23 protein-coding genes and 1 tRNA gene are annotated in these 26,132 nt (G+C 39.7%); 6 read left to right on the top strand and 18 right to left on the bottom strand.

Annotated elements, in window-relative coordinates; translation table 11 throughout:
- Positions 1 to 67: 67 nt before the first annotated feature.
- The 18 genes from ACFQZJ_RS12680 to ACFQZJ_RS12595 form a co-directional block, all read right to left on the bottom strand.
- Positions 68 to 1,549, bottom strand: a complete 1,482-nt coding sequence (locus ACFQZJ_RS12680) for an O-antigen ligase family protein (protein ID WP_379935021.1) — start codon at positions 1,547 to 1,549, stop codon at positions 68 to 70.
- Positions 1,546 to 2,925, bottom strand: a complete 1,380-nt coding sequence (locus ACFQZJ_RS12675) for a lipopolysaccharide biosynthesis protein (protein ID WP_379935019.1) — start codon at positions 2,923 to 2,925, stop codon at positions 1,546 to 1,548. The genes ACFQZJ_RS12680 and ACFQZJ_RS12675 overlap by 4 nt, the downstream gene beginning before the upstream one ends.
- A 12-nt stretch (positions 2,926 to 2,937) precedes the next feature.
- On the bottom strand, positions 2,938 to 5,334 hold the full coding sequence (locus ACFQZJ_RS12670; RefSeq protein ID WP_379935018.1) for an exopolysaccharide transport family protein: 2,397 nt from the start codon (positions 5,332 to 5,334) through the stop codon (positions 2,938 to 2,940).
- Positions 5,335 to 5,338: 4 nt separating this feature from the next.
- Positions 5,339 to 6,058, bottom strand: a complete 720-nt coding sequence (locus tag ACFQZJ_RS12665; protein WP_379935017.1) for a TolC family protein — start codon at positions 6,056 to 6,058, stop codon at positions 5,339 to 5,341.
- 25 nt (positions 6,059 to 6,083) lie between these two features.
- The gene (locus ACFQZJ_RS12660; protein ID WP_379935016.1) at positions 6,084 to 7,283 is read right to left on the bottom strand and encodes a sugar transferase; all 1,200 of its coding nucleotides are present in this window, start codon (positions 7,281 to 7,283) and stop codon (positions 6,084 to 6,086) included.
- A 253-nt stretch (positions 7,284 to 7,536) separates the two neighbouring features.
- Positions 7,537 to 7,911 (bottom strand): response regulator, encoded by a 375-nt coding sequence (locus ACFQZJ_RS12655; protein ID WP_379935014.1) that lies wholly within the window; start codon positions 7,909 to 7,911, stop codon positions 7,537 to 7,539.
- Between the two features lie 73 nt (positions 7,912 to 7,984).
- The gene (locus ACFQZJ_RS12650; protein ID WP_379935012.1) at positions 7,985 to 8,287 is read right to left on the bottom strand and encodes a hypothetical protein; all 303 of its coding nucleotides are present in this window, start codon (positions 8,285 to 8,287) and stop codon (positions 7,985 to 7,987) included.
- A 676-nt stretch (positions 8,288 to 8,963) separates the two neighbouring features.
- Positions 8,964 to 9,674, bottom strand: a complete 711-nt coding sequence (locus ACFQZJ_RS12645; RefSeq protein WP_379935011.1) for a LytR/AlgR family response regulator transcription factor — start codon at positions 9,672 to 9,674, stop codon at positions 8,964 to 8,966.
- A 2-nt stretch (positions 9,675 to 9,676) separates the two neighbouring features.
- Entirely contained in the window at positions 9,677 to 9,994 is a 318-nt protein-coding gene (locus tag ACFQZJ_RS12640) for an Hpt domain-containing protein (RefSeq protein ID WP_379935010.1), read from the bottom strand.
- Position 9,995: 1 nt separating this feature from the next.
- Positions 9,996 to 11,057, bottom strand: a complete 1,062-nt coding sequence (locus ACFQZJ_RS12635) for a sensor histidine kinase (RefSeq protein ID WP_379935008.1) — start codon at positions 11,055 to 11,057, stop codon at positions 9,996 to 9,998.
- On the bottom strand, positions 11,057 to 13,132 hold the full coding sequence (locus ACFQZJ_RS12630) for a PAS domain-containing sensor histidine kinase (RefSeq protein WP_379935006.1): 2,076 nt from the start codon (positions 13,130 to 13,132) through the stop codon (positions 11,057 to 11,059). The genes ACFQZJ_RS12635 and ACFQZJ_RS12630 overlap by 1 nt, the downstream gene beginning before the upstream one ends.
- Positions 13,125 to 13,667, bottom strand: coding sequence for a heme NO-binding domain-containing protein (locus tag ACFQZJ_RS12625; RefSeq protein ID WP_379935004.1), 543 nt, complete (start codon positions 13,665 to 13,667; stop codon positions 13,125 to 13,127). The genes ACFQZJ_RS12630 and ACFQZJ_RS12625 overlap by 8 nt, the downstream gene beginning before the upstream one ends.
- Positions 13,668 to 13,744: 77 nt before the next feature.
- Entirely contained in the window at positions 13,745 to 14,146 is a 402-nt protein-coding gene (locus tag ACFQZJ_RS12620) for a response regulator (protein ID WP_379935003.1), read from the bottom strand.
- Between the two features lie 322 nt (positions 14,147 to 14,468).
- Positions 14,469 to 15,722, bottom strand: a complete 1,254-nt coding sequence (locus tag ACFQZJ_RS12615) for an NAD(P)/FAD-dependent oxidoreductase (RefSeq protein WP_379935001.1) — start codon at positions 15,720 to 15,722, stop codon at positions 14,469 to 14,471.
- 2 nt (positions 15,723 to 15,724) lie between these two features.
- The gene (locus tag ACFQZJ_RS12610) at positions 15,725 to 16,732 is read right to left on the bottom strand and encodes a 4-hydroxyproline epimerase (RefSeq protein ID WP_379934999.1); all 1,008 of its coding nucleotides are present in this window, start codon (positions 16,730 to 16,732) and stop codon (positions 15,725 to 15,727) included.
- 3 nt (positions 16,733 to 16,735) lie between these two features.
- On the bottom strand, positions 16,736 to 18,478 hold the full coding sequence (locus ACFQZJ_RS12605) for a DUF885 domain-containing protein (protein ID WP_379934997.1): 1,743 nt from the start codon (positions 18,476 to 18,478) through the stop codon (positions 16,736 to 16,738).
- Between the two features lie 24 nt (positions 18,479 to 18,502).
- On the bottom strand, positions 18,503 to 20,086 hold the full coding sequence (locus ACFQZJ_RS12600; protein WP_379934996.1) for an aldehyde dehydrogenase (NADP(+)): 1,584 nt from the start codon (positions 20,084 to 20,086) through the stop codon (positions 18,503 to 18,505).
- 111 nt (positions 20,087 to 20,197) lie between these two features.
- Positions 20,198 to 21,097, bottom strand: a complete 900-nt coding sequence (locus ACFQZJ_RS12595) for a dihydrodipicolinate synthase family protein (protein ID WP_379934994.1) — start codon at positions 21,095 to 21,097, stop codon at positions 20,198 to 20,200.
- Positions 21,098 to 21,254: 157 nt separating this feature from the next.
- Here ACFQZJ_RS12595 and ACFQZJ_RS12590 point away from each other — a divergent pair, with 157 nt between their 5' ends.
- From ACFQZJ_RS12590 to ACFQZJ_RS12565, 6 genes are all read left to right on the top strand, one after another.
- Entirely contained in the window at positions 21,255 to 22,097 is an 843-nt protein-coding gene (locus ACFQZJ_RS12590; protein ID WP_379934992.1) for an AraC family transcriptional regulator, read from the top strand.
- Positions 22,098 to 22,256: 159 nt separating this feature from the next.
- Positions 22,257 to 22,340, top strand: a tRNA-Leu gene (locus tag ACFQZJ_RS12585).
- 111 nt (positions 22,341 to 22,451) lie between these two features.
- A complete protein-coding gene (locus tag ACFQZJ_RS12580; protein ID WP_379934991.1) occupies positions 22,452 to 23,351 on the top strand; it encodes a MerR family transcriptional regulator in 900 nt (299 codons plus the stop codon).
- A gap of 25 nt (positions 23,352 to 23,376) precedes the next feature.
- On the top strand, positions 23,377 to 24,834 hold the full coding sequence (locus ACFQZJ_RS12575) for a phytoene desaturase family protein (protein ID WP_379934989.1): 1,458 nt from the start codon (positions 23,377 to 23,379) through the stop codon (positions 24,832 to 24,834).
- Positions 24,835 to 24,843: 9 nt separating this feature from the next.
- A complete protein-coding gene (locus ACFQZJ_RS12570; RefSeq protein WP_379934987.1) occupies positions 24,844 to 25,683 on the top strand; it encodes a phytoene/squalene synthase family protein in 840 nt (279 codons plus the stop codon).
- Positions 25,684 to 26,130, top strand: a complete 447-nt coding sequence (locus tag ACFQZJ_RS12565) for a beta-carotene hydroxylase (RefSeq protein ID WP_379934986.1) — start codon at positions 25,684 to 25,686, stop codon at positions 26,128 to 26,130.
- Positions 26,131 to 26,132: the final 2 nt, after the last annotated feature.

The following is a 26,132-nucleotide window of genomic DNA, read 5'->3' as shown; positions in this document are numbered from 1 at the left end:
CTTCCTATTTTATAATTCGATTAGCTGACATGACATTTGTTTATCAGGTCGTTACCTATTTCATGTACTAAGCCGCCGATAATTCGTGCTCATACTCCTCCGGTTTCCGTTCAAAAACTTTGGGATTGGACATCAAAGCCATGGAAGAATAAATCAACAATGAGGTAGGCATACCACCAAAAACGGCGTTACCATAAGAAGCCACCATAATGCCGGCCATACCACAAATGAGTGCACTGATCTTTATTTTGGTTACGGGATCCCGTACCCTGAACATCACTTTAAAAGAGGCCATTCCTATGACATAGAACAGAATCATTAGGTGTAATGTTAGGCCAATAATTCCCATCTCCGCCCAAATCATGACATACCAACTATCCGTAGCTACATGGGAAAGAAATGCATTTGGCAAAAACCGTTGTGCCTTATCCCCTGCATGGCCAATACCACCTCCAAACGGTCTGGAGGCCATATACCCTTTTAGTATTTGCTGATTGGCCAACCGTACCTGTAAGGATGCATCATTGGGGTCAAAAGCGGTGCGCATTCGCCTTATCTGGGCGTTGTTGTTCGCTATGGTCGTGTATTTAAAAAAGACGAAAACAACGGCCAAGAAGAGGACGCCCATACTCAGTACTTTTACGTTTTTCTTTAAAACAAAAAAGGTCATAAAACCTGCAAAGGGAACGGCAATGGAACCCCTTGTCCCAGATATGAGCATTCCATATATCCCAAGTATTCCTACGGTGATAAAAAACACCTTTGGCCATCCTTTTTTCGCCGCGGCATAAATAAGAAAAACCACACCCGCATAGCCTTGGTTACCACCAAACTGACCCGCATCACTGAAAAATGAGAATACCCGTAGTTTACCAAAAAGAATATGCGTCACGTGACCACCCCTGTCCAACCAAGCCTGCTCGGCAAAATCGACACCAAACACCATTTGACCAATACCCTTAAGAGTTCCTAAAATGGAAAAAACGCCCCAGACATAAAGAAAGGTATCCAACCTTTTGTTGGTATTAATGAGCATAAAGGTGATGATAATAAAGAAGAAGAAGTAAAAACCTATTCCCCTTCCGGCAATCCAAGGTTCGATCATCCTGGCCTCCGGATTTGCAATCTGAAAAATGAAATATCCTAACCAAATAGTGGCTAAAACCGTAATATCCTGTTTGGCCGGAGCCCAATCTACCCGTTCTCTAAACCGTTTAAAAATCAAGGCCAAAAAGGTTAAAAGCATAAGGCCGTCTATGGCAAAACCCAGTGGTAAACCTTGCACATAGCGCCCAATACCCAACACTAAAAAGTTGACGCCAATGGTAGCATAGAAACCCAGTACTGGATTTTGAAAAACCTTGTAAACGAAAATGCTTACGAACAACAGCGCCATCAGCAGACCTGCGCCCGCAACTTCCATTTTGGCAAGAACGAGTCCCACAAAAGCTACCCCAGCCATTACTGCAAGAATCGACTTCGGCTTGGCTAAATTGGCCGAACCGGACATTTTATCAAAAGGGTTGATATGGTTGCTTTCCGAGCTCAATTCACTTGATTATTTGATACGAGTTGTCGCCTACCGGTTACCTTGTTCAAAAGCCCTTTATAAAAGCCGATGCCGTTGCTAAAAATGCTTTTGTAGGATAAGTTCAACTCTTTGTTTAAAAAATACATCCCCATCCAAATACCTATGAGGGTAAATACGATGGATGCTACAGCCACCAATAAGAGCGATTTAAAAACAAAAATTGCTACAAAATCACCGATAATATTAGCGGCTACCATCACAAATACCTTGATGGCATTTATATTGGGTTTATTGATGCTATCCAAGCCTACGCCCGTCATCCTATCAATAGGTAACAGTAGGCCGTAAACGGAAAAGACACGTACGATATCCACTACATTAAAACCTGTTTCAGGATTTACTATCAGGTACTGCTCCCCGGATAAGAAAAGCACCAAATACTCAGCAAACACAAAGGTGAAAAGGCTCATCCCTACGAATAAATAAGTAAGTGCCCCAGAATAGGTATAGAACAAATTACGCACCTCTTTTACGTTACCTTGTACGCTTGCTTTGGACATTTTAGGGAATGCCGTTGCAACAAAGCTCCTTAAGGGAATTTGTTGTAGTTCAGTCAATTTTAGGGGAATGCTGTATAAGGCTACCGCCGCACTGCCCATATGGCTTAAGCTGATTATCAACGTGTCGGCACTTCGCAAGAGGTTACTCCCAATGAGGGTAAAGGTGGTGTATTTTCCAAAATTCAGTAAGGTTTTGTTGGTTGCCACACTTGCATTTGTGATGTATTTGGTGCCGTCCCAACCAAGGACCATGCTTAACAAAGAGGTCATTGCATTCACGACCAACAAACCTATTACCACCTGGTTCAGAGTCATTTCCATAAAAAAGAAGTGCACTAAAATGATAATGAAAAACAATCCACTTTTAAGGGCTTTAATGACCAACATTTTCCCGTATTCCCTGCCCGCCTGTAATACGACCAAGGCGTTGTTCCAAGGCAGGTTTAAAACAGCCAAAACAGGATACCACTTAAAAAAAAGATGATATCCAGAGGAACTGATAGTGTCGTTGAACACGGTGTAGCAACTCACTAGTATTAGCGCAATAAGCAGGGTCGCACCCAATCCTATCAAAGCATTGGAGCCTATTAACTTTATACGTTCATTTTCATCTGCACCAGATAAAAAACGAATAAGTCCCGTATTGGTAATTCCAAAACGGAACATTTCTACGAACGAACCACCGGTTATAAACAAGACCCATTCCCCAAAAATACCGATCGACCAACTTCTTGCCAAAAGCGCAAAACCGGCAATACCCAAAACTGCAATCACTAGGTTACCCGATAGGGATAGGAAATTATCTTCGCGAACCAATTTTTTGAATACTTTCATGAGTGGTCCTTTTTAGATTTGATTTTTTGAAAGAAACTGAAACTTAAAAATCGACTTTATTTTTTTCCTGAACTTATTTCGTGTTTTGGGCAGATCCCCCAATAAGGATTCCGTCTCGTTAATATTTACCCCGTTCACGATAATGCGCAGCTTTGAAACACAGGTCTCCTTTAAGTTGGCTATGGCAATCTCATCGGCATCGGACCAAATTCTATTGGAACGTAGTACTAGAATGTCCAAATCGGCATTGGTAATCAATTCTACCGGATAGTTGTTATAAATAATGGCCGGTACTTCTATGATAACCACATCTGGGGTGGTTTTTAACATAGATTCCCTTTCCCCCAAAATATCGGTATAGCTTTTTGCATTGTAAAAATTATGGTCCAATACATAGTTCATGTGTTCATCTGGCTCTAAATACGCCGTTGCATTGGCCAAAAAGGGACTGTTTAAATCTATTCGTACATCAGGATACCCTAACATCTTACTAAGAATAGACGCTTTTTGTTTTTTCTTAGGTTTTACCTGTGTTTCATCCTCGCTTATCGCATTATCATAGTTCAACAATAGTACCTTCTTACCATCCTGTTTTAGAGTTCTTGCAATATTACCGGACACCACGGTTTTTCCCTCTAACTTTTGGGTGCTGAATACGATGATGGTTTTTGGTTTTTTATTGGAATTCTGGACACCAAAATATTGAAGAATATTTTGAGTAATAATCTCGCTTAAACGCCTTTGGATAAACGCTAAATCTATTCCCCTAGGGTCTAAAATAATTTTAGGAATCATCCCGAAAGACGCTAACCCGGTTTCTTGGCTTGCTTTTATGGAATTTCTAAGGGTATCATCAAAATACTCCATCACAAAAATCATTGCCAAGGTCAAGATTCCCCCTAAAAAAGCAGCGGCAATAATTAAAATGGCTCTTTTTGTAGGATTGGGCGATAACGGATAATAAGGAGGGTCTACCGTTTTTAAATCCGAGGCCAGTTCGCTATCCTGTAATTTTAATTTTGCCAAGTTCAATCCGTGGAGAATCTCAAGGTAACCCTGTTCCGAGACCGAAATTTCACGCTCCAAGCGTTTCATATTGGCCCCTGCAGGTGCATATTTTGCATAGGTTTCTTGAAATTGGTCTTTTTGACCATCTATTACCCTTATTTTTGCCTTTAGGTTTTCGGTCTCTACGGCGCTGGCCATCCAATCGGGCAATACCTTAGAAATCTGCAATCCCTCAATGGAGTTTTGATACGTATACAATTCATCTACACCCTTTTGGATATCCGCTTGTAATTGCTCTGCCTGTTTTTCTAGACTATCCAAAGCTTTGAGTTGTGTTTCATTGCCACCGGACTGTATATCGGCCTGTTTTAAACCCATTCTGTATTTAAGACTACCAAGGGCTTTCTTTTTTTCGAGCAGGGCGTTACTTTTCATCTGGATCACTTCCTGCAATTTCAGCTTATCTTCCAAGCGTTTTGTCCCCGCTTGAATTCCGGCCAATTCTGCCTTTTTCATCTTATAATCTACCTCAAGTTCTTCTTTTACGACAGCAACCGCTTTACTTTGCTCATAATAGTTAATGATATTGGAACTTTTGTTAAATGCCAACAGTTTGGCCTCTGCGGCATCTAAACTCTTTTTTGCCTTTGCCAGTTCGTTCTCAAAATACTTGACAACGGAGCCAGATCTGTTTTCCTTGATGATTTTATAGTTCTTTATGCATACGCTATTGTAAATGACCAAGGTTTGCTGACATATACCCGGATCATTAACCGTGTAGGTAAGTTTTATTAAATCACTACTATTGATACGTTGCGCTTTAATATCGGATAGCGCCTTTAAGGAATAATGTTTATTTTCCTCATAACTGAACAGCTCGTACATAAAATTATCTGTACTACTGCGCATTAGTTTTAATAGGTTATGTACGGTTTTTTCGTAATTGTGGCGGTTTATTTCTGGCGGTAGCGGATTATTTACCAAGGTGGTATCCAACTCGGTCAATGTAGTATCGATTCCCTTCTCAACGTAGGTATATATATCTTCCGGCACTGTCGCTTTGAGCTCATCATACAATTCTTTTGAAATATATTTGGGGTTTGCCTCGGGCAACATCAAGTGCAGTGCCAACAATCGTACCGCGACCTCTTCTTGGGTCTCCCTAGATTTAATAATATTGATAAGGTTATCAAAGGCCGAATTGGTTGCCTGTGTACTAAACTTCTTATCCATTTCAATAGATGAACCCGTAGCAAGACCTGTATATAAAATAGTCTGTGAAGAGTACTCGTAAGAAGGATTCATGGTCAACACAATGACCAATACACCCAAAAGTAAAGGCACCAGTACCAAGAGTACGATGTGTTTTAGTATTAACCTTATAAAGTCTATTAGCGTCATTTGCTTAATTGGGGGCGTTTAAATCAAATACAAAACCGGCCATATCCTCCAGCATCTTTTTAGTAGTAATAAACTCGGACAAGGCGGTTTCATAGGCGGCCTCCATATTTGTCGTTATGCTGTTTATTCGCACGTATTCCGACATGGGCACCAAACCGTTTCTAAATTCTTTCTCTACCATCTGCATGTTCACCCTACCATCGCCCAGGCTTTCTGATCGTATCTGTAATAACTTTTGCTTTAATAACAGTTCTTGGTACAGGGTGATTACCATTTTTCTTAATTGCTCATTTTCGAACTCTACCATACTTTTGGCCGCCTCCACTTCAGATTGTGCCAATTTGATTTGATGTTTTCTGTTCAGACCGTCAAACAATGGAAACTTTAGGAAAAATCCAGCACTGTAATTAAACTGCTTTGTGGTCGTCAACACCTGGGATAGCGCCTCGCCGTCTTCATTACTGGTAAAGTTGTTAAGGTTACCGTAGCGACTATCTAACTGTAACCCTAAATTTCTGGACCAATGCAACTTTTCAGATGCCAAAGCAGCCTCTTTAGCGTCTATATTATTGGCTCTAAAATTTACCATGGCGCTACGTTTAATTACAGAATCTATGACTGTTTGCAAGGGTGGAAAATTAGAAATAGGGGCATTAAGTTCCTGACTATTTTCAAAGGATATTTCTTGTCCTTGAACTATACTAATGGAGTGTAGCGATACCATCAGAATTAATACTATTTTAATAAGTCTACACATTCTCTTTCTGAAAAACCGCTTTAAACGTTCTTATAATAATCCACATATCCAGCCAAAAGGCATATTTACTATTGGCCATTTCTACGTATTTATTATCCAGTTCCTTGCGCTCTTGGGTAGACATTTTAGCACTTCTGCCCCTAGCTTCTACCTGCCAAAGCCCAGTAATTCCGGCAGGGCCGTTAAAACGCGTTGTCCACTCATCCGTAGTCAACAATTCCGCCTCGTATAAGGGTAATGGGCGGTTACCTACGATAGACATATCGCCCCTTAAAACATTGATAAGTTGTGGCAACTCGTCTATACTTAGTTTTCGTATAATATGGCCTACTTTGGTAATTCTTGGGTCGTTCTCAAATTTGATGAAAGCACTTTCCGTATCTTCTTTTTTAGCCTTATTGAAGGCTGTCTCACTTATTTTTTCGTCATCCCCTATTAAGTACACCTCGGTAGAAGATTCGGGAGCGGTCTCTTCTGCTATTTTAGTCGTGGAGGTTTCTACCTCATCTGTACCAGCATATTGGTTTAAATGTTCAAACTCCTTCATGCGCTGATCTGCATCGGGGTACATGGAGCGCAGTTTTAAAAAATTGAAAATTTTGTAACCAGTACCCACCCTTTTGGAAATATAATAGACTTTACCTTTGGATTCTAGCCTAATGGCAATGATGAAAACTAACAATAACGGCGAGGCGCACAAGAGGGCAAGACTGGCGACCACAATGTCAAATGCTCGCTTTAAAAACCCAGTCCTATAAGGTTTTACAGCTTGCTTTGCGATTTTTATATTGTTTTTTTCCAGATTTCCTTTCAGTTCCTTTAAAAAAGTAAGACGATCATACAACCCGGTTAGTCCTATAGGTTTTGCATAGAAATCATCTATACCACACTTTAAGGCCTCTTTACGTAATTCACTGTTTTTTGTACTATGTACCAGTATAAAAGGTATTTTAAGTTCTGCAATACGAGAGTGCAAGGTGTTGAAAAAAGCAATCCCGTTTTGACCGGGGAGTTTATATTCACAAATAATTGCGCCAATTGTACTGTTGTTATCTATTAGCGTAGCAGCCTCTAACGAGTTTCTGCACATTTTTAAACGGCTGTTGGGATTCTGCACTGCAAACTCGTTAATAAATTCAAAATCCTCACCAACATAAATAACCAATAAGGTATCCTTACAAACTTCTAACATGGGCGCTATGTATTTTAATATGGGTTGACAAATTAGAAAAGTGGTCTTAATATGAGGTAAATGTAGGTTTTAAGCTACTTTTGTCGAATTTGTTGTTGTGAATGCCTTTAAACTTGTTGTAAAATACATCTTACTTAGTAATAAGAATAAACTTACTTTTGAGATTGTCATAAAACTAATGGACGCGTTTGCACTGAAAGTAGGTTGACCTATAGTTGCAGTAGTACAGCCTGTAGGTCATAGTTCTCCATTTCTAGGTGGCCGTATTGCTCTCCAGAATATTGTCTATTCGAATAGATAGCTCTTCGGGATTAAAAGGTTTTACCATATAATCGTTTGCACCAAGTTTTAAACATTTTATTCTGTCGGCGCTGCTATCACGGCAACTTAATACGATAATGGGAATGTCCGAGAAGTATCCGCTGGATCGCACCTTGGTTATTAACTCATAACCATCAAGCTCCGGCATCTCCAAATCCGAAATAATCAGATCCGGAATATCGCCCTGTTGTAGCCACTGCAAAGCCTCTAGCCCGTTCGATTTGGTGATTACATGATGTTTTTGTCCCAGGAACTGAGCAAGCAATTCGCTTAGAGTATGTTTGTCGTCTACTACTAAAATTTTCATATTTACTGTTTAATAGGTTATAAAATGAGTAAGATTAAGATAAGGTATCCGGGTGGTTTGGAACATAGTTCCGTTACACTCTGTCCGAACTAAGAATATAATGGGTGTTCGTTTCTCTCAATACGTCCGATATGTTACTGTTCTGATTTCCGAAAATGGAAAGTATTTTATTGTTCCGAACCGTATTACAGTATAACTTTTCCATAGCTCTAGCGGCCATCTTATCCATAGTTAAAACGCCTTCCAGGCTCAACATCACTTGTTCCTTTTTCTCCAAAAGTTGATTTACATGGTTGGTGGTTATTCTGGCGGTCTCCGAATTTAAAACGCCTAGAATTTTCAACATACCGTACTCTTCTTTAATTTGAATTGCCATAACTACTTCTTTTTAGGTTAAGATTTTAAAAATATAATTCTTACCTATACATAACGTTTTTTACCTACTTTATTGTAGTATTTTTCTTATACTTATTTCAAAACATCTAATAAACACTTCATTTTAAAGCAATTTCCTAACTCGGCAGAGCAAGTTTATCTGTCAATAGTCCACAAAAATGCAGTGTAAAATTTATGAAAAAGGTGATGTGAAGACGAGCAGCAAATATCTATAGATAACTGGGATTCCTGCGCCGTTTAATGGGACGGGATTTTGACCAATGCGTATTTAAGTACTACTAAAAAAAGATACGCTCCAAGAATTGAGCAAGAGCGAAAAATTGAATTCAATACCAATTTAAATTCTAGATGTCGCATAAAACAAGTTTCTTTTTTACTCATTTGTCGTCATAAAATAGAACCATAGCTAATGCTATGCTTAGATTTCATTCCTAAACTGAGAAAAAAATAATTCAAATTTTAAATACGACATTCAAAACTTAAATTGGTATAACCATGTTCTAAAACTCAACCAAATGACATAGGCTGTTTTGTATATGGTATTCAAACCCTTACAGATGGTTCGCCACAATAGTACTTAAATGTACGAGGGAGGTTGTTAGAATCGGTTAACGGTTTTTAAGCTACGTAGAAAACCTAAAAAGAAATAAAATTTACTATAATAAATTGAGCCTAAGCATAAGTTCCGGTCTACTAGAACGACTTATAGGAATTACTTTTTTATCGATCAAGACACTATTGTCCTCAATATCCACGATCATCGTAAAGTTAATAATGTAGGAACGGTGGATTTGTAAAAATAATTTTTCAGGCAACTTTTCCTTTATCTTTTTCAAGGTTGTATGCACATGATATGTTCTAGCCGTGGTGGTAATATCTATATAATCTCCGTTAGCTTCTATGTAGCGTATATCTCTTAAATCAAGTTTAATCAATCGCCTATCTATATTAATGAATAGGTCTTCGCTACTGTTATCCGTTTCTAATTCTTGTGCTGCACTTGCTGGCTCGCTTTTCAACGCTCCTTTTACCTTTTGGATAGACTTTTGAAACCTATCCGCGGTTATCGGCTTTACCAAATAATCTACAATTGTATCATATTCGTAAGAGGCAATGGCAAAATCGGTATCCGAGGTAATGAGAACAACTTTTGTAGTGTCCCTAATGGTCTGTACAAAATCTACACCGCTAAAACCTGGCATGTGAATATCCAAAAAGACAACATCTACAGCATTTTTATTTATGTACTTTATAGCTTCGATAGCGTTATCAAACTCTTCTAAAACGGTTAATTCCGGCACGGTAGAACACAATTTGGATACAATTGCCCGAGCCATTTTTTCGTCATCTACAATAATACAGTTCATAATCAGATTTTTTTGATATACCCTTCCATTAGTTCCAATACTTTAACAAACTCAGAGTTAAGACCAATAGTATTTTGTTTAAGTTCATCTTCAAATTTTACCGATAACTGGTAGGCGGTTTCCATCCCAAGGATATTGAACTTGTGTTTTAGTTTATGCACCAGTTCGGAGGCTTGTTTATAATCGGCGGTTTCCATGGCTGTCAGATACTGTTCTTTTTCCTTAGGAAACTCTTCCTTTAGAATGTTTATGAACTGCTGTTCAAATTCGCTATCACCACCAGCTAACTGTAGTATATAGTCCATGTTGGGTTTATCCATGCTATTCTTTTTTAAATGTGACATAAAAGGTGGTTCCCTTACCCACCTCGGATTCCAACCATACGTCACCGTTGTACAAACTTGTTATTTTTTTTACTAACGAAAGCCCAACACCAGCGGCATTGGTACCATTTTCCAGTTTTGTGAACATATCAAAAATACTGGTCAGATGTTTTTGAGGAATTCCCTTTCCATTATCCTTAACAATAAACTTCCAATACGCCTCATCTGCTATATAACCAATACTTATTATCCCCGATTCCTTATGTTGGGTTGCAGTTATGGCGTTGGCTATCAAATTACTAAATACCTGCTCTATCCAGTATTTTTGAATGGAGATTACCGGTAATTCCTCATCGAACTTAAGGGCAATATTCGAAGGTATTTCACAGTTATTGGCTACTTCCAGTACGAGTTGGGCAACATCTAGTTTGGATTGCGCGCCCATATGATTGCCTACCGTTGCATGTTGCAAAATGCCGTTTATTAGGTTGTCCATGCGCAACAGGTTATCGGAAACCAAGGAACAATGACGTCTACTGTCCTCCGAAAACTTGCTTTTTTCTTCCTCTAGTATCCAAGACATTAGCGCATTGATATTTCTAATGGGCGACTTTAGGTCGTGAGACACCATTTTGATATAGGTGTTCAAGGCCTCGTTCTGAGCCTCTAAATCATTGAGCAATACATTTTTTTCCTCTGTAACCGATACCATTTGTGATGCAAGCATGTTAACATGTCTGGCCAACTTCTCGGTTCCGATGTTTAGACTTTGGTTGTCCTCTAACTTATCCGTTACCCCAAGGTTAACGTTTAGGCTATCTACCGCCTTTTTTAAGGATACCTCTACCTGCTTTTGCCTCTCGGATTCTCGCAGCAACTCATCATAATCGAGCTGCGGTTCTTCCAAATCTTTGGCACCGGCCTGCTGCATCTTGGATAGTCTTTCATCATAATTGGCATAGGTATTTGCCACGACATCTATAAAAGACCTTATATCCGGGCTGTCCTGTAATGCTTTGGGTATATGCTCCCTTATCTGCTGCTCCAATAAGTTTCCCATTAGGTGTTGAATATGGTTCCCGGATGTTTACGTTCAGGCATACCATCAAAAGCCTCTCCCATATCTTGTATGGCTTGTGTAATTTTCATAGGCTTAAGGGAACAAATTTCTTTATTTAAGGTAAAATGAAAGGCCGTGCCCGTACCCAATTCGCTATCTACCCATATTTCTCCTCCATACCGGTCAATAATTTTCTTAACGATGGACAAGCCAATTCCAGTGGAACGTTCTTTATTACCTATAGATTGAAATATCTGAAAAATTTTCTCGTGGTATTCCTTAGGTATTCCCACCCCATTATCCCGTATAGTGAAAGACCAATGGGTGTCCGATTCCGAAAACAAGACTTCTACCAGTCCCTGTTCTTTCTCTATATGCATTACGGCATTACCTATTATATTCTGAAATAGCTGTTGCATCTTTGTAGCATCGGCCAAAATAACAGGTAATCGTTTGGGCACTGCAAGCTGTACATGATCTGGTATAAAAATCGTATCGCCAACCTTGGTAATCACCGTATTTAAATCTACCTCTGTTTTATCCAAGGCCGAGTTATTCGCTGTAGAATATTCCAAAATCCCGTGTATAAGCTTGTCCATAGAAGCTACTTTTTCTTGCATTAAATGCAGGTTGTGTCTTCCCGTATCGTCCAGTACATCTTTATAGTCTTCATACAGCCAAGTTGACAAAGCACTAATACTTCTTAAGGGCGACTTTAAATCATGGGATACAATATGGGCATATTCCTGTAGCCCTTTATTGCTGTTTTCCAGCTCTTTTAGAAGTCGTTCTTTTTGGAATTCTAGAATTTTTTGATTTGTAATATCCAGATGAATACCTATGGAACCTATGACATTCTTATCGTTGTCGTAACGTGGAGCACCACTGATCAACCAGTGCTTTCTAGCTCCTAACTTATCCAAGACCTCTACTTCATAGGAGTCGGATTTTCCCTCTTTCCTTTTTTGGGTTTTTGAAGGGATCACATTTTTATTTTTGACATCAAGTATATCGGATGCCCTGTTACCTAAAAGCTCTACTTCCCTAAACCCGCTCATGGAACAAAAACTCTGGTTGGTCATTTGAATGATATCATCGTTGTCAACTTCGATTAACCCAAGGTTCATATTCGCAATGATACTGCTGTACTTTTCCCGCTCTGCATTTAGCCGGTTCTCTGCAGCACGTTGTTCCGTAATATCCTCTATGAGCGCCACCAAATAATTAATATCTCCGTTTTTGTTCTTAACGGCACTGACGCTTGTTTTTGCCCACAACTCCGAACCGTTCTTTTTTCTGTATTTATTGACTATGGAAAAATTATCTAGTTTACCCTGTTTCATTGCCTTGACCAATCGCTCACCCTCTGCCTCATCTTCTGGGTTGGAGATGTGTTTTACGGTCATGGTTTTTAGTTCTGCCTGTTCATAGCCCAAGAGCTGGGTCATGGTATCGTTAGCCTTAATGATTTTTCCATCATCAATAAGTACAATACCAAGGGGAGAATTTTGGACTATAATATCCAATTGACTCCGTTGCTCCAATAGTAGTTGTTTTATTTCCATCTCTTGGGTAATATCTCTCAAGATACCTTGTGCGGCAACAGGTCGATTGTCGCCGTCATACACCAAACTACTGTTGAGCTGAACCCATTTAACCGTGCCGTCCTTAACATATATTTTAGCTCGGTAATTCTTTAGCACCCCGACTTCCAATAAAGATTTCATGGATTCTACCGTGTATTCCATAAAATCTTTATGAACCAATTTGGAAAGGTTTACCCTTTCCTTCATGTGGTCATAGCCCAGAAAATCTTTGGCGGAACTATTCATGTTCACTACATTGAACCGAAGGTCCATAACTACATAAGGATCTATGATATTGATGAATACACCATCTAATTCCGATGTCTTTTCATTTAATAAGTTTTCCAACTTAGCATTAGCACGCTTTAAATGTTGTGTGGTGTCATATAACTCCTTGGATTTTGCCTCCAAAATTTTTTCGGCCTGCTGTCTGGCGCTTTTTTGGCGATCAAGTGCACGTTTTAGAAGTAGTATCTTGTTACTATCCATGTTGTACTATATGAAATTGAACCTCGGTCCCGTCCTCTTTTAATAACTCATAGGAAACCGAAGCGGTTTCGTTAAAGTGTTCGAATGTCTTTTCCATTAAGCCATGTGCCAAACGATACAGCCCTCTGGAGGAACTGTATATCATAGTTAGCGACGTATCTGTTTTTTCCAGAATCTTAAAGGTCGGTAGCTCCGCGTCCGGATATAATTTTTTAACATGTATGTGAATATGATCTTCTATGGCGTATAGTAAAGCCAATGGAGAATTATAGGATTGAATCACTTCTGGATGTGCATTGGTTAGACTAGCGAACAAATAAAGTCCAAAAGCATAGATAAGATCTCCTGAACTAATTTTGGTTACTGTGCCCAGTTCTGTTATTAAGCTAACCATTTCGTTAAAGTCATAAGTACCTACAGAGGTATAGATTCCTTGTGAAGGTAGGTCAGCGGATTCAATAATCGTATCTACGGTCTGCAATCCAAACTTGGATTCGACCATTTCTAGGAACTCGGTAAAAACAATGCCTTTCATCTACTTATCTTTAAAAAACTAAAGTAGGAAAAGTATTACTCTACATACAAAAATATGTTGTGAAATTGCATTTTTTGTTAGCCTTTGACCAGTTGGTTTATACTCCAATATTCTAGAACTGTTTTCATCCTGGATTCATAATCACCATATTTTAAGGGTTTTATAACATAGCCGGCGATTCCCAATTGGTAACATTTTAATAAATCCGCTCTATTTTCAGAAGTGGTGAGAATGATTGTAGGCAGGTACTGTAAAATGGCATCATTTTTAAGTATTTCTAAAAACTCTATTCCGCTCATCCTAGGCATATTTAAATCCAACAGGATAATATCGGGCAGCTTATCACCGGACCTTAGAATTTTTAAAGCGTCTTCTCCATTAGAAGCTTTCACAATTTCATATTTAGCCTCGACTTTGGACAAGGTCCTTTCCAACTTCATTACCTCAATGGCGTCATCCTCAATCAATAATATATCCATAGCGCTCAATTTAATAAGAACAAAAGTCTTTATTAATAATTAACCTTGGGCATTGGGTATAGCTGAATTACCCATTGCTGTAGATGAACGGTAAAAATGTATAGATTAGTATTTTAAATAAGGTAAGAATTTTCTTCTTTTTAAACATACCCAAATAAAAACACCTTACACCGGCTACCTAAGCGTTATGAAAAAAATCGTGCTTATACAAAAAGAGCAGTAGATTAAATATCAGTAATAGAATAGGCTCTCACAGCCTTTATCCTCTTACTTTTAAAAAACAGATGTGGTTGCTTTAGGTAGTTTAATTCGGCAAATTAATTCAACCAAACTTCCGATCCGGACTAAAAAGGTCTGTATTCATGCAGGTTTTCCTTTCATCGACAATTTCTGCAACCAGTTTTCCAGTGGCAGGGCCTAAGCTCCAGCCCATCATGGCGTGCCCCGTGGCAAAAACAAGATTGTCATAGTTCTTGGATTTACCAATATATGGCATCCCATCCGGGGAAACGGGTCGCATTCCCGTTTTTGCATTGTCGATTTCTTCTTGTTTTATTTCCAATTCCGGATAAAAACGTTTGGCTCCGTTTGCTATGGCCAGTACCCGTTCCTTTCTGATAACATCATTGATTCCTGTAAACTCCATAGTACCCGCAAAACGTGTAAAACCTTGCATTGGGGTAACGGCCATATTGGCCTCCATAAGTATGGCGGGCATACGAATTCCTGTAGGGCGCTCTACGTTGATGCGATACCCTTTACCCGCCTGTAAGGATAATTTTATATTTAGTTTTTTGGAGAGTTCCCCACTCCAAGAACCGGCAGCGATAACAATGCTATCCGGTTGGTACGTAGTTTTGTCCGAAATAATCTTCGTTATTCTTTCGTTGGCTACCTCCATATCCAAAACGGTTTCATTTGTCTTTATGATAACACCTACACTTTTAAGGTAGTTCAACATTTTGGGCATAAACTCCGTTGGTGTGGTATGTCCGTCACATTCGTAATGCACCGCTCCTTTTGCATCGATATTAATGTTGGGTTCTAGTCTTTGCAATTGATCTTTGTTCAATTCGTTAACCTCTAGCCCCAAAAAACTTACTTTTTTAGCTATCTCCATTTCATGTTCATACGAGGCATCTGTCTTATAAACCATTAACAAACCTTTCCGTTCCAACTGAAAGTCCCCCAAATCACCAGAAGCTTTAATGGCAATAAAAAGTTCCCTACTTATGATATTAATATCCTTTATTGCAGGAATGGCTTTTTCTACTTTTTGTTTTGTTGACGACTTATGAAAATACCATGACCACTTTATAAAATCCAGATCTAGTCGGGGTTTCATATAGAACGGACTGGCGGAATTGAACATCATTTTTAAACCTTTGAGAATCATTCCCGGCGACGCCATCGGAATTATGTGGCTTGGGGTAAGATAACCCGCATTTACAAATGAAGCTCCGGAGGTAATGTCCGATTTATCTATGACCGTTACCTGATGCCCTTCTTTCTGAAGGTAATACGCCGAGCAAAGCCCTACGATACCACCACCAATAATTAGTATGTTCTTTCCCATTGTTATATCACCTGAAACCCGTGTGCATAAGGGTCGTCTTCATCAATTGTTATCGTATTCTGTCCGTAAATTTTTGCCCATCCCTGTATACTCGGTATTATAGCTGGTTTACCCAAAAGCTGGGTCTCTTCTTCTACCCTACCAACGAATTTGGAGCCAATAAAGCTTTCATGGACGAATGCATCTCCCTTTTTTAATTTTCCCTTGGCATGCCATTGTGCCATTCTCGCGGATGTTCCTGTACCACAAGGCGAACGGTCTATGGCCTTATCTCCGTAAAATACGGCATTTCTGGCGGTCGCATCTGGCGAAATAGTGTCCCCTGTCCACAGCATGTGACTCACATCCTTAATAGTTTGGTCCTCTGGATGTACAAACTTACCTGGGTGCTTTTCATTTATTTTATTCCGCAATTCCTGACTGAACTGTATCAATTGACTCGCCGTAAAATCCTGAACTCCAGAAAAATTTTGTTGCGGATCTACAATGGCGTAAAAATTACCACCGTAGGACACATCAAAAACCAGTTCTCCCAAAACGGACGATGTTATCGTTAAATCTGTCGCGGCCAAGTAAGACTTTACATTGGTTAGTCTTACCCAATCTACTTTCTCCCCTGTTTGCTGGTATGCTATTTTTACCAATCCGGCCGGTGTTTCCATGCGTACTTCTCCCGGAACTTTTGGTATAATCAAACCTTCTTCTATCCCGATCGTAATAGCACCGATAGTTCCATGACCACACATGGGCAAACAACCACTGGTTTCTATAAAAAGAATACCAAAATCATTTTCGGGACTTGCAGGTGGATAAAAAATGCTTCCACTCATCATGTCGTGCCCACGAGGTTCGAACATCAAACCCTTACGGATCCAATCGTATTCCTTTAAAAAATGTTGGCGCTTCTGGCTCATGTTGGCACCGTTAAGCTCTGGGCCGCCCTCCTTTATAACCCGTACAGGATTACCGCAGGTATGGGCATCTACACAAACAAAGGTATTTTTTGACATGTATTATTTCGTTTTTTGAATGTAGGCGTTTACTCGTTTTTCCAAAATAGGCAAGGTTACCGTTCCCTGTTCCAATATAATCTCATGGAAGTCCCGAATATCAAATTTAGCACCTAATTCCTTTTCTGCTTTTGTGCGAAGTTCCCTGATCTTTATCTCTCCCATTTTATAGGAAATGGCCTGTCCGGGCCAAGCGATATAGCGATCGGTTTCTGTGTTTACTTCATGTTCGCTCAATGCGGTATTCTCCAACATAAAGGCGACCACCTGATCTCGCGACCATCCTTTGGCATGGATTCCCGTATCTACAACCAAACGGCATGCACGCCACATCTCATACGTATACTTTCCAAACTCCTCGTAGGGCGTAGTGTAGATTCCCAGTTCGTTGCCTAAAAACTCGGTGTACAATGCCCAACCTTCTCCGTAGGCAGATAAATAAGTATTTTTTCTAAACTGCGGAATACTATCTCCCAATTCACGGTTTAAACTTCCTTGCAAATGATGTCCCGGCACCGCCTCATGCGCTGTTAAGGATGGTAGGGTGTACAACGGTCTACTGTCCAATTTATAGGTGTTTACCAAATAAAAACCAGGTTGTGTGTCCGAAGACGGACCTGAATAGCGCCCGCCCGTATATTTAGGCGCGATGGCATCCGGAACTTTTATAACTCCATAAGGTCGTCTAGGTAGGGTCTTAAAAAATTTAGGAAGTTCGGCATCGATCCGTTTTGCAATATCCCGCGCGTTCATTAAAAGTTCTTTTCCAGTTTTCGCGTAAAACTGCGGATCGGTACGCAAAAAGTCCAGAAATTCATCAAAACTGCCCTTGAAACCGACATTTTCGATGATCTTCAGCATTTCAGATTTAATACGGGCGACTTCTTCCAATCCTATATTGTGAATATCATCTGCGGTGTATTCCGTAGTGGTGGTGTAGTAGTTGATTCTATTCTGATAAAATTCGCGTCCGTTCGGCGTTTCCGATACACCCAAATCTTTTCTTGTTTGAGGTATATATTCTGTCTCAAAAAAGGTTTTAATCTTTTTGAACGAAGGCACCACATTTTTTTCTATTGCGATTTGTGCTGCGGTTAATATGGAATCCGACTGTGTTTGGCTTAAACTAGCTGGAAGTTTGGTAAACGGCTCATAAAACGCACTTTTGGCAAAATCATCAACGATATGAACGTCATACGTAGATTCGTAACCCTTAAAAATAACCTGCGGTTGAGAGATTCCCTTTTTTATGCCCTCTCTTAAAAGTACCAAATGCTCATCAACAAATGTGGGTACCGCATTCAATACATTTAGATAATGCACCGCATCTTTATGGCTCAAAATAGGTTTTATACGATAGTTTAGATTGAGATGAAATCCCTGATCTGCCTGAATAGGATTCAAGTACATCCGGTACGTATACTCATCAACCCTATTCTGAAGCCTAAAACGCAGTAGTTCATGTGAAATTTGCTGTGTTTCCGTTAAGCTAGAAAATTCGATTTTCTCTAGTTTTTTCAATTGAGCTCGGGCAAAATCCGCATCCTTCTTTTCCAACTCGGCTTTATGTCTGCCCAAAGGATACTCCGTATAATCATATAAGGAAAAAGCCGAAACCTCTTTTATAAGTGCTTGCAATTGTGTTGCGCTTGTTCCTTGTGCCGTACCCTTAGCTACCGTTAACAGTACCGCAATAAGAACTATACGTACATAATGTAGGGCACCTTGTTTCATAATTTGCATCATAAAGTTATCGATAAGGATAAACACTTAAATTTTATTGTTGGTATGTATACCGTCCACTACCCTCATTATTCCCAAGGGATTCTCGTTGCGAAGGGCTTCGGGCAAATATTCGCTTGGCCAGTTCTGATAACTTACCGGCCTAACCCAGCGCCTGATCGCTCCTGTTCCTACCGAGGTAAACCTACTATCCGTGGCAGCTGGAAAAGGACCACCATGTTGCATGGACGGACATACTTCTACCCCTGTTGGAACACCGTTAAAAATTATACGTCCTACCTTATTTTGCAAAGTATCTACCATAGACTTGTATTTCGCCAGCTCCGTATTGTTTCCAAGAACAGTACCCGTAAGCTGACCTTCTAACTTTGCAAGTATGGCTTCCAGCTCTTGCGCATCGGCACAACGGACGACTATCGAAAAAGGGCCGAACACCTCTTGGTGTAATTTTGTGTTTCTTAGGAAATTAGCACCATTTACGGTAAGTACACGCTGTTGCCCCACGTTTGGAGATACCGCAGTTTCGTAATCGGCAACCATATCTACCGTAGCCTGTGCGGACAACTCTTTTTTACCTTTCTCGTAGTTACTATGGATATTAGGATGCAGCATACAAGTAGGCTCCAAGGTGCTTATCTCCTTACCAAGGGTTGAAATAAAAGCATCTAAAGCGGTACTTTTCATAGCCAGAATAAGGCCTGGGTTGGTACAAAACTGTCCCGCGCCCAACACAATGGACCCAGCATACTGTTTTGCCCAATTATCCCCGTTTTCGGTTAAGGCAGATGGTAAAACCACTATGGGATTTACACTACCCATTTCCGCAAAAACAGGAATGGGCTCGGGCCTTTCGTTCGCTAGTCGGTACAGCGCCGTTCCTCCCTTAATACTTCCGGTAAACCCTACCCCTTTAACCGCTGGATGCATAACCAATTGCCGACCTACTTCTATTCCGCTACTGTTTAAGTTGGAAAACACTCCGTTGGGCATACCCGTTCTTTGGGCGGCCTTAATAATGGCAGAAGCTACCATTTCCCCGGTTCCGGCGTGCATAGGATGACTTTTAACGATTACAGGGCACCCAGATGCAAGTGCACTAGCCGTATCGCCACCTGCAGTGGAAAATGCCAAAGGAAAATTACTGGCACCAAAAACAACGATAGGTCCCAACGGACATAACATTTTACGAATATCAACTTTTGGCATCGGTTGGCGGTCCGGTTGCGCGGTATCAATACTTGCTTCTACCCAAGAACCCTCTTCCAATAAGTCGGCAAAAGCCCTTAGTTGTCCCATGGTCCTTCCCCTTTCCCCGGCGGCACGACCAGCTGGCAAACCAGACTCTTGGGTGTATACCTCTATGAGGGCATCTCCCAAATTGTCTATTTCCTCGGCAATGGCACGTAGAAATTCGGCCTTGCGCTTTCCGGAAAATTCGCGGTAGGTAACGAAAGCAGATTTAGCCAATGTAGCTGCTTCCATAATTTCCTCTTCATTTGCTTCTTGGAAAGCCCATTCCGTAGGTAGATTTAACTTAGGGTCGAAGGTGTTAAACTGCTTATCCCCTTTTTTTGAAAGTTCCGATCCAATATAATTAGCTCCTGATATCATGTGGTCTATTGTTTTTTTAGTATAACCAAAAATAAGGAACAATCATCTAAAAGTCTTCAGATGGCCATTCCTTATTTCTAAAATCGTATTTTAATATGTATGCGTTTCATTCTAGGCCATGCTCAATCCTTTATAAGCAGGCAAATTTGGTCTTTTTGCCAGCCCATCACTAATTATTTTAGCGACTCTTTCACGCTCTGCACCTATTAAAGGCAGTCTTGGGGCCCTAACATGTTCCGTTCCAATACCTGTTGCAACTTCTGCCATTTTAATGTTCTGTGCTAACTGTGGATTAATATCCAACTCCAAAATAGGTAAGAACCACCTGTAAATTTCTAAAGCTTCCGCCATTTTGCCCACTTTTGACAATTCATATATAGTACAAGTTTCCGCAGGGAAAGCGCATACCAAACCGGCCACCCAGCCATCGGCACCCATCAATATACTTTCCATACCTAACGTATCTACCCCCGTGAATACCTTTAAGCGATCGCCAAAACGAGCTTTTATCCTAGTAATATTGGAAATGTCTCGAGTGGACTCTTTTACCGCTTCTATGTTTTTACACTCCAGCATTTCCTCGAACATATCCAAAGTAACTTCGATACCGTAATCCACAGGATTATTGTAGATCATAATGGGCAAATCGGTACTATTTGCAATAGCCTTAACATAAGTTACGGTTTCGTAATCATTGGCCTTATAACGCATTGGAGGTAAAATCATTAAACCTCTGGCACCACATTCTTTTGCAACACGGGCCGCTTCAATGGCCGCTTTGGTAGTTTGTTCCGCGATATTGATAATGACAGGAACCGCACCGGCTACCATTTTTACAGTTTCTCTGATCAACTGCTGCTTTTCTTCCCCTGTTAAGGTACTTGCCTTTCCTAAAGTACCGCCAAGAATAATACCGGAAACACCGGCATCTAGTTGCGCTTTTATGTTTACTTCGAACATTTCCATGTCCAATGTATCGTCTTCATTAAATTTTGTAGTTACCGCTGGCATAACGCCATTCTAGTTGATACTCTTCTGTACTGTTTTAAAGTTAGGGCAAAGATACAGTGGCAACTTAGGGATAGGATTCATCAATTTTATCCTTAACTTAGACTATATTATCCTATATTTGATTTTATTCCATATATTAAGGTAAATTTAATTCACTTTGAAAATATATCCATTTGAAATACCAAAACCTGTAGCCGGGGCACTAATCGTTCAGGTAGATACCGAATTTGTGTTTTTTGACAAACTACATCAGCATGAAGAGATACAGATAAGCCTTTTGGTAAAGGGAGAGGGAAAATTAATTATAGGCGATAGCGTGCATCCCTTTGCTGCCGGAGACCTTTTTATAATAGATGGTAAAATACCCCATCTTTTTCAAAGCAGCCCAAGCGATGAATCCTCTCACATGATTTCCCTCTTTTTTACAGCTGGTACATTTGGAAAAGATTTTTTTAATATCCCAGACCTAGAACGGGCCAAATCATTTTTTGATACGCCGAACACGGGTTTTAAAGTGTCCGACAAAAATTGGGAAGCAAGGGCAATCATGAACAAATTACCTGCTGCGGATACGTTTTCCCGCTTTATACTATTTTTAAAGTTGCTTAAAAGTATTGCAGAAAACGAAATTACCCTTTTAACGGGCTTTGTACACCCAAAGGCGCTTAGTGCCAATGAAGGTAAACGATTGCAGGACGTCCTTGATTATGTAATGCATAATTTTGATAAGGACATTAAACTTACAACGGTGGCCAACCTTGCCTTCATGACCCCAAACGCATTCTGTAGGTTCTTTAAGCAGCGAACGAACAAAACATTTTTTCAGTTTTTGATAGAACTTCGTATCGAACATGCATGCCAATTACTCATTTCCGAGAAAGACCTACCTATTGCTGCCATTGCAGAAAAATCAGGTTTTGGGTCTATTTCCAATTTTAATAGAAAATTTAAACTTTTAAAGAAAACAACTCCAACATCCTACGTTAAACATAGCAAGTAAGGAACCCATTACTAATAACAAGGCCGCCTACATGTCTATGCCGATCAACGCATATCCAAGATTTGGCTGTGCACGACAACAACCAAAATATATTCTAATAAAATTCCTTTGAATTGATGTATAGCTTTATATCTTTACCGTCTTAAAGAACTAATTTTAGCCCACGTGGTGAAATTGGTAGACACGCTACCTTGAGGGGGTAGTGTTCGCAAGGACGTGCTAGTTCGAATCTAGTCGTGGGCACAAAGCCGGGCAACCCCCGGCTTTTTTTTGTTAGAAACAAAATTTTAACTTGTCTTTTTGAATGCACTATTGGTTTAAGTCGTAACTTTGTTTAACACTTTTAGCAATAAAATGAACAATGTAAAAAAAAATTTCAGCATTCGCGACCTAGAAAACCTATCTGGCATTAAAGCGCACACGATTAGGATTTGGGAAAAAAGATATGACCTTTTGCGTCCCGAACGCACGGACACCAACATTAGAACCTACAACTTAGCGAGTCTTCAAAAACTATTGAATATCACGTTGCTATATCACAACGGTCATAAAATATCGAAAATCGCTAAAATTCCGGAAGCGGACATTCCAGTTGTGGTAAGGGAAATCGTTGCAAAGAACAGTCCAAAAAATCATGCAATGAACGCCTTTAAGTTGGCTATGATGAATTTTGATCAAACCATTTTTTTTAACACCTACAATAGTTTGATCAACGAAAAATCGTTTAGGGAGGTGTTCAAGGAAACATTTATTCCTTTGCTCAACGAGCTTGGACTCCTATGGCAAACCGATACTATAAGTCCCGCTCATGAGCACTTTATCACTAGCCTCATAAAACAAAAGATTTTAATAAACACAGAAAAACTACAGCATTTAAAGCCAACCAAAACGGATAAGGTTTTTGTGGCCTACCTGCCGGAAAATGAAATTCACGAGATAGGGTTGCTGTATCTAAACTATGAAATTATCCTTAGGGGCTACAAGAGTATTTATTTGGGACAGACCATACCTATGGAAAACCTTATGGATTTAATGAAATATTTTGACAACATTCATTTTCTATCCTATTTTACAGTGGTTCCGGAAAAAGACAGAATACATAAATATATCGAAGATTTTAAGGATTTGGTGGAAGATTACAATAAACCCAACCTTTGGATCTTGGGAAGACAGGTGCAACATTTGGATGAGACCAAACTCCCTGATTTTATTAAGACCTTCTACTCCATAGATCAAGTCGTTAGTCGTTTATAACAAGTATAATCCGCCATTCGTATTCATGGGTAAAAAAGTTAGTATTATAGGTTCCGGTTTCTCAGCCCTATCCGCAGCGTGTTATCTTGCAAAAGAGGGACATGAGGTTTCTATTTACGAGAAAAACGAGGCAGTAGGTGGTAGGGCCGCAAAATTAACAAAGGAAGGATTTACTTTTGATATGGGTCCAAGCTGGTATTGGATGCCGGATATCTTTGATAAGTTCTTTGCGGATTTTGGAAGAAAAACAGCCGAATTTTACACGTTGGACAAATTAAGTCCGGCTTACAAAATTTTCTTCTCGGACGATATCATTACCATAGGTGATAGTATGGACAAAATTTGCGAGGAGTTTGAACGAATAGAAAAAGGCAGCTCCGCAGAACTACGTAAGTTTATTGCAAGCGCACAGGAAAACTACGATATCGCCATTAACAAAATAGTATTAAGACCGGGATTATCCCCATTGGAACTGGTTACAAAGGAAACCGTGCTCAAGGTTGATCAGTTTTTTAAAACAATTAGTTCTACGGTTCGTAAGAAGTTTAAAAATCCGAAGTTGATTTCCACCTTGGAATTTCCTGTGCTTTTTTTAGGAGCTAAACCCAGCAATACGCCATCCTTTTACAATTTTATGAACTTCGCCGACTTTGGTCTTGGCACATGGCACCCCAGAGGCGGTATGTACGAAATCATAGTAGGGATGGAAACACTTGCCAAAGATTTGGGAGTACATATACATACGAACAACGCCGTAACCAAAATTCTTGTTGAAAACGGGAAAACCAAAGGCATTATATGTGATGGTAAAGAAATAACATCCGATGTGGTCCTTAGTGGTGCAGATTACCATCATTCAGAGACTTTATTGAACAAAGAACATAGACAATATACCGAAGCGTACTGGGACAAAAAGACTTTTGCTCCCTCCTCCCTTTTATTTTACATTGGCTTTGACAAGAAGCTGACGAATGTTGAGCACCATAATCTCTTTTTTGATACAGACTTTGAGCTTCATGCAGAAGAAATATATGATAATCCCAAATGGCCAACAGACCCCTTGTTTTATGCCAACTTTCCATCAATAACCGATAGTACAATGGCACCCGAAAACTGTGAAACCGGTTTTTTCCTTGTCCCCATTGCACCAAGTCTTAAAGATACACCAGAATTAAGAACAGCGTATCTAGATATTATTTTAAACAGGTTCGAGAAAAGAACGGGTCAAAAAATCAGAAATAATATTATATTCAAGGAATCTTTCTGTGTCAATGATTTTATAGATCGATATAATTCCTACAAAGGAAACGCTTACGGAATGGCCAACACCCTAACGCAAACCGCTTTCCTTAGGCCTAATCTAAAAAGCAATAAAGTAAAGAATCTTTTCTTTACAGGGCAGCTTACGGTTCCAGGTCCAGGAGTTCCCCCATCTTTAATATCAGGAAAACTGGTGTCAGAATTAATAACAAAAGAAAATTAGTCCACCGCTATGAAAGCTACTTTTGATACGGTATCATACCAATGCAGCAAACTTGTCACCGAAAAGTATAGTACTTCTTTCGCGCTGGCCACCAAAATGCTATCCCCTTCCATACGAAAGGACATTTACAATATTTATGGTTTTGTGCGTTTTGCAGATGAAATCGTAGATACTTTCCATGATTATGATAAAGAACAACTTTTTAATAAATTCGAGGATGAACTAGGAGCATCCATAGCCGGTAAAATAAGTTTAAATCCGATATTAAATTCTTTCCAATATACCTTTCACAAGTACAAAATCCCAATGCACTTGGTCGCTTCTTTTATGAAAAGTATGCGTATGGACCTTACGAAGAACATCTATAAAACAGAACAAGAGTACAAAGATTACATCTACGGTTCGGCAGATGTGGTAGGCCTTATGTGCCTAAAAGTCTTTGTAAAAGGAGATAATGAGGCGTATGACAGGTTAAAGGATTCCGCTATGGCACTAGGCTCCGCTTTTCAAAAAGTTAATTTCCTTAGGGATGTAAAGGCAGATTTTGAGGATTTGAACCGTTCCTATTTCCCCAACACAAACCTTTCTGAATTGGACGAAGAATCTAAAATACGTATCGTAGACGAAATAAAGGCCGACTTCCAATTAGGTTATGAAGGTATTATGGCATTACCCGCCGAAGCAAAGTTTGGGGTCTACACCGCTTATAAATACTATTATAAATTGCTTCAGAAATTACAAAAAACGCCCTCGCTAGATATTAAGAATACGCGAATCAGGGTACCCAACTATCAAAAATTTGGATTGCTGGCAAGGTCTTATGTTAAATATAAAATGAAACTTGTTTAGATGAAAATAGCACTTTGGATTTTAATATTTTTCGGAACGTTTTCCTTTATGGAGTTCATGGCATGGTTTACACATAAATACATCATGCACGGATTTTTATGGTTCTTGCACAAGGACCACCACCACAAAGACCACGATTCCTGGTTTGAGCGAAACGACGCTTTCTTTATCTTTTATGCCATTGTAAGTATGTCCTTTTTCTATGTGGGGAGCACCGGTATTTGGTATGGATACCCTCTTGGTTTTGGTATTTTGGCTTACGGAATCGCTTATTTTTTAGTTCACGATATTTTTATCCACCAACGGTTTAAAATTTTTAGAAATGCCAATAACTGGTACGCAAAAGGCGTAAGGCGCGCACACAAGATGCACCACAAACATTTAGGCAAAAGCGATGGGGAGTGTTTTGGGATGCTGTTCGTTCCTTTTAAGTATTTTAAAAAGTAAGC

Origin of the sequence: Maribacter chungangensis (genome assembly GCF_042676845.1) — a bacterium.
In the GTDB taxonomy this organism is placed as follows: Bacteria; Bacteroidota; Bacteroidia; order Flavobacteriales; family Flavobacteriaceae; genus Maribacter; species Maribacter chungangensis.
This window is presented reverse-complemented; position numbering and strand designations above follow the sequence as displayed.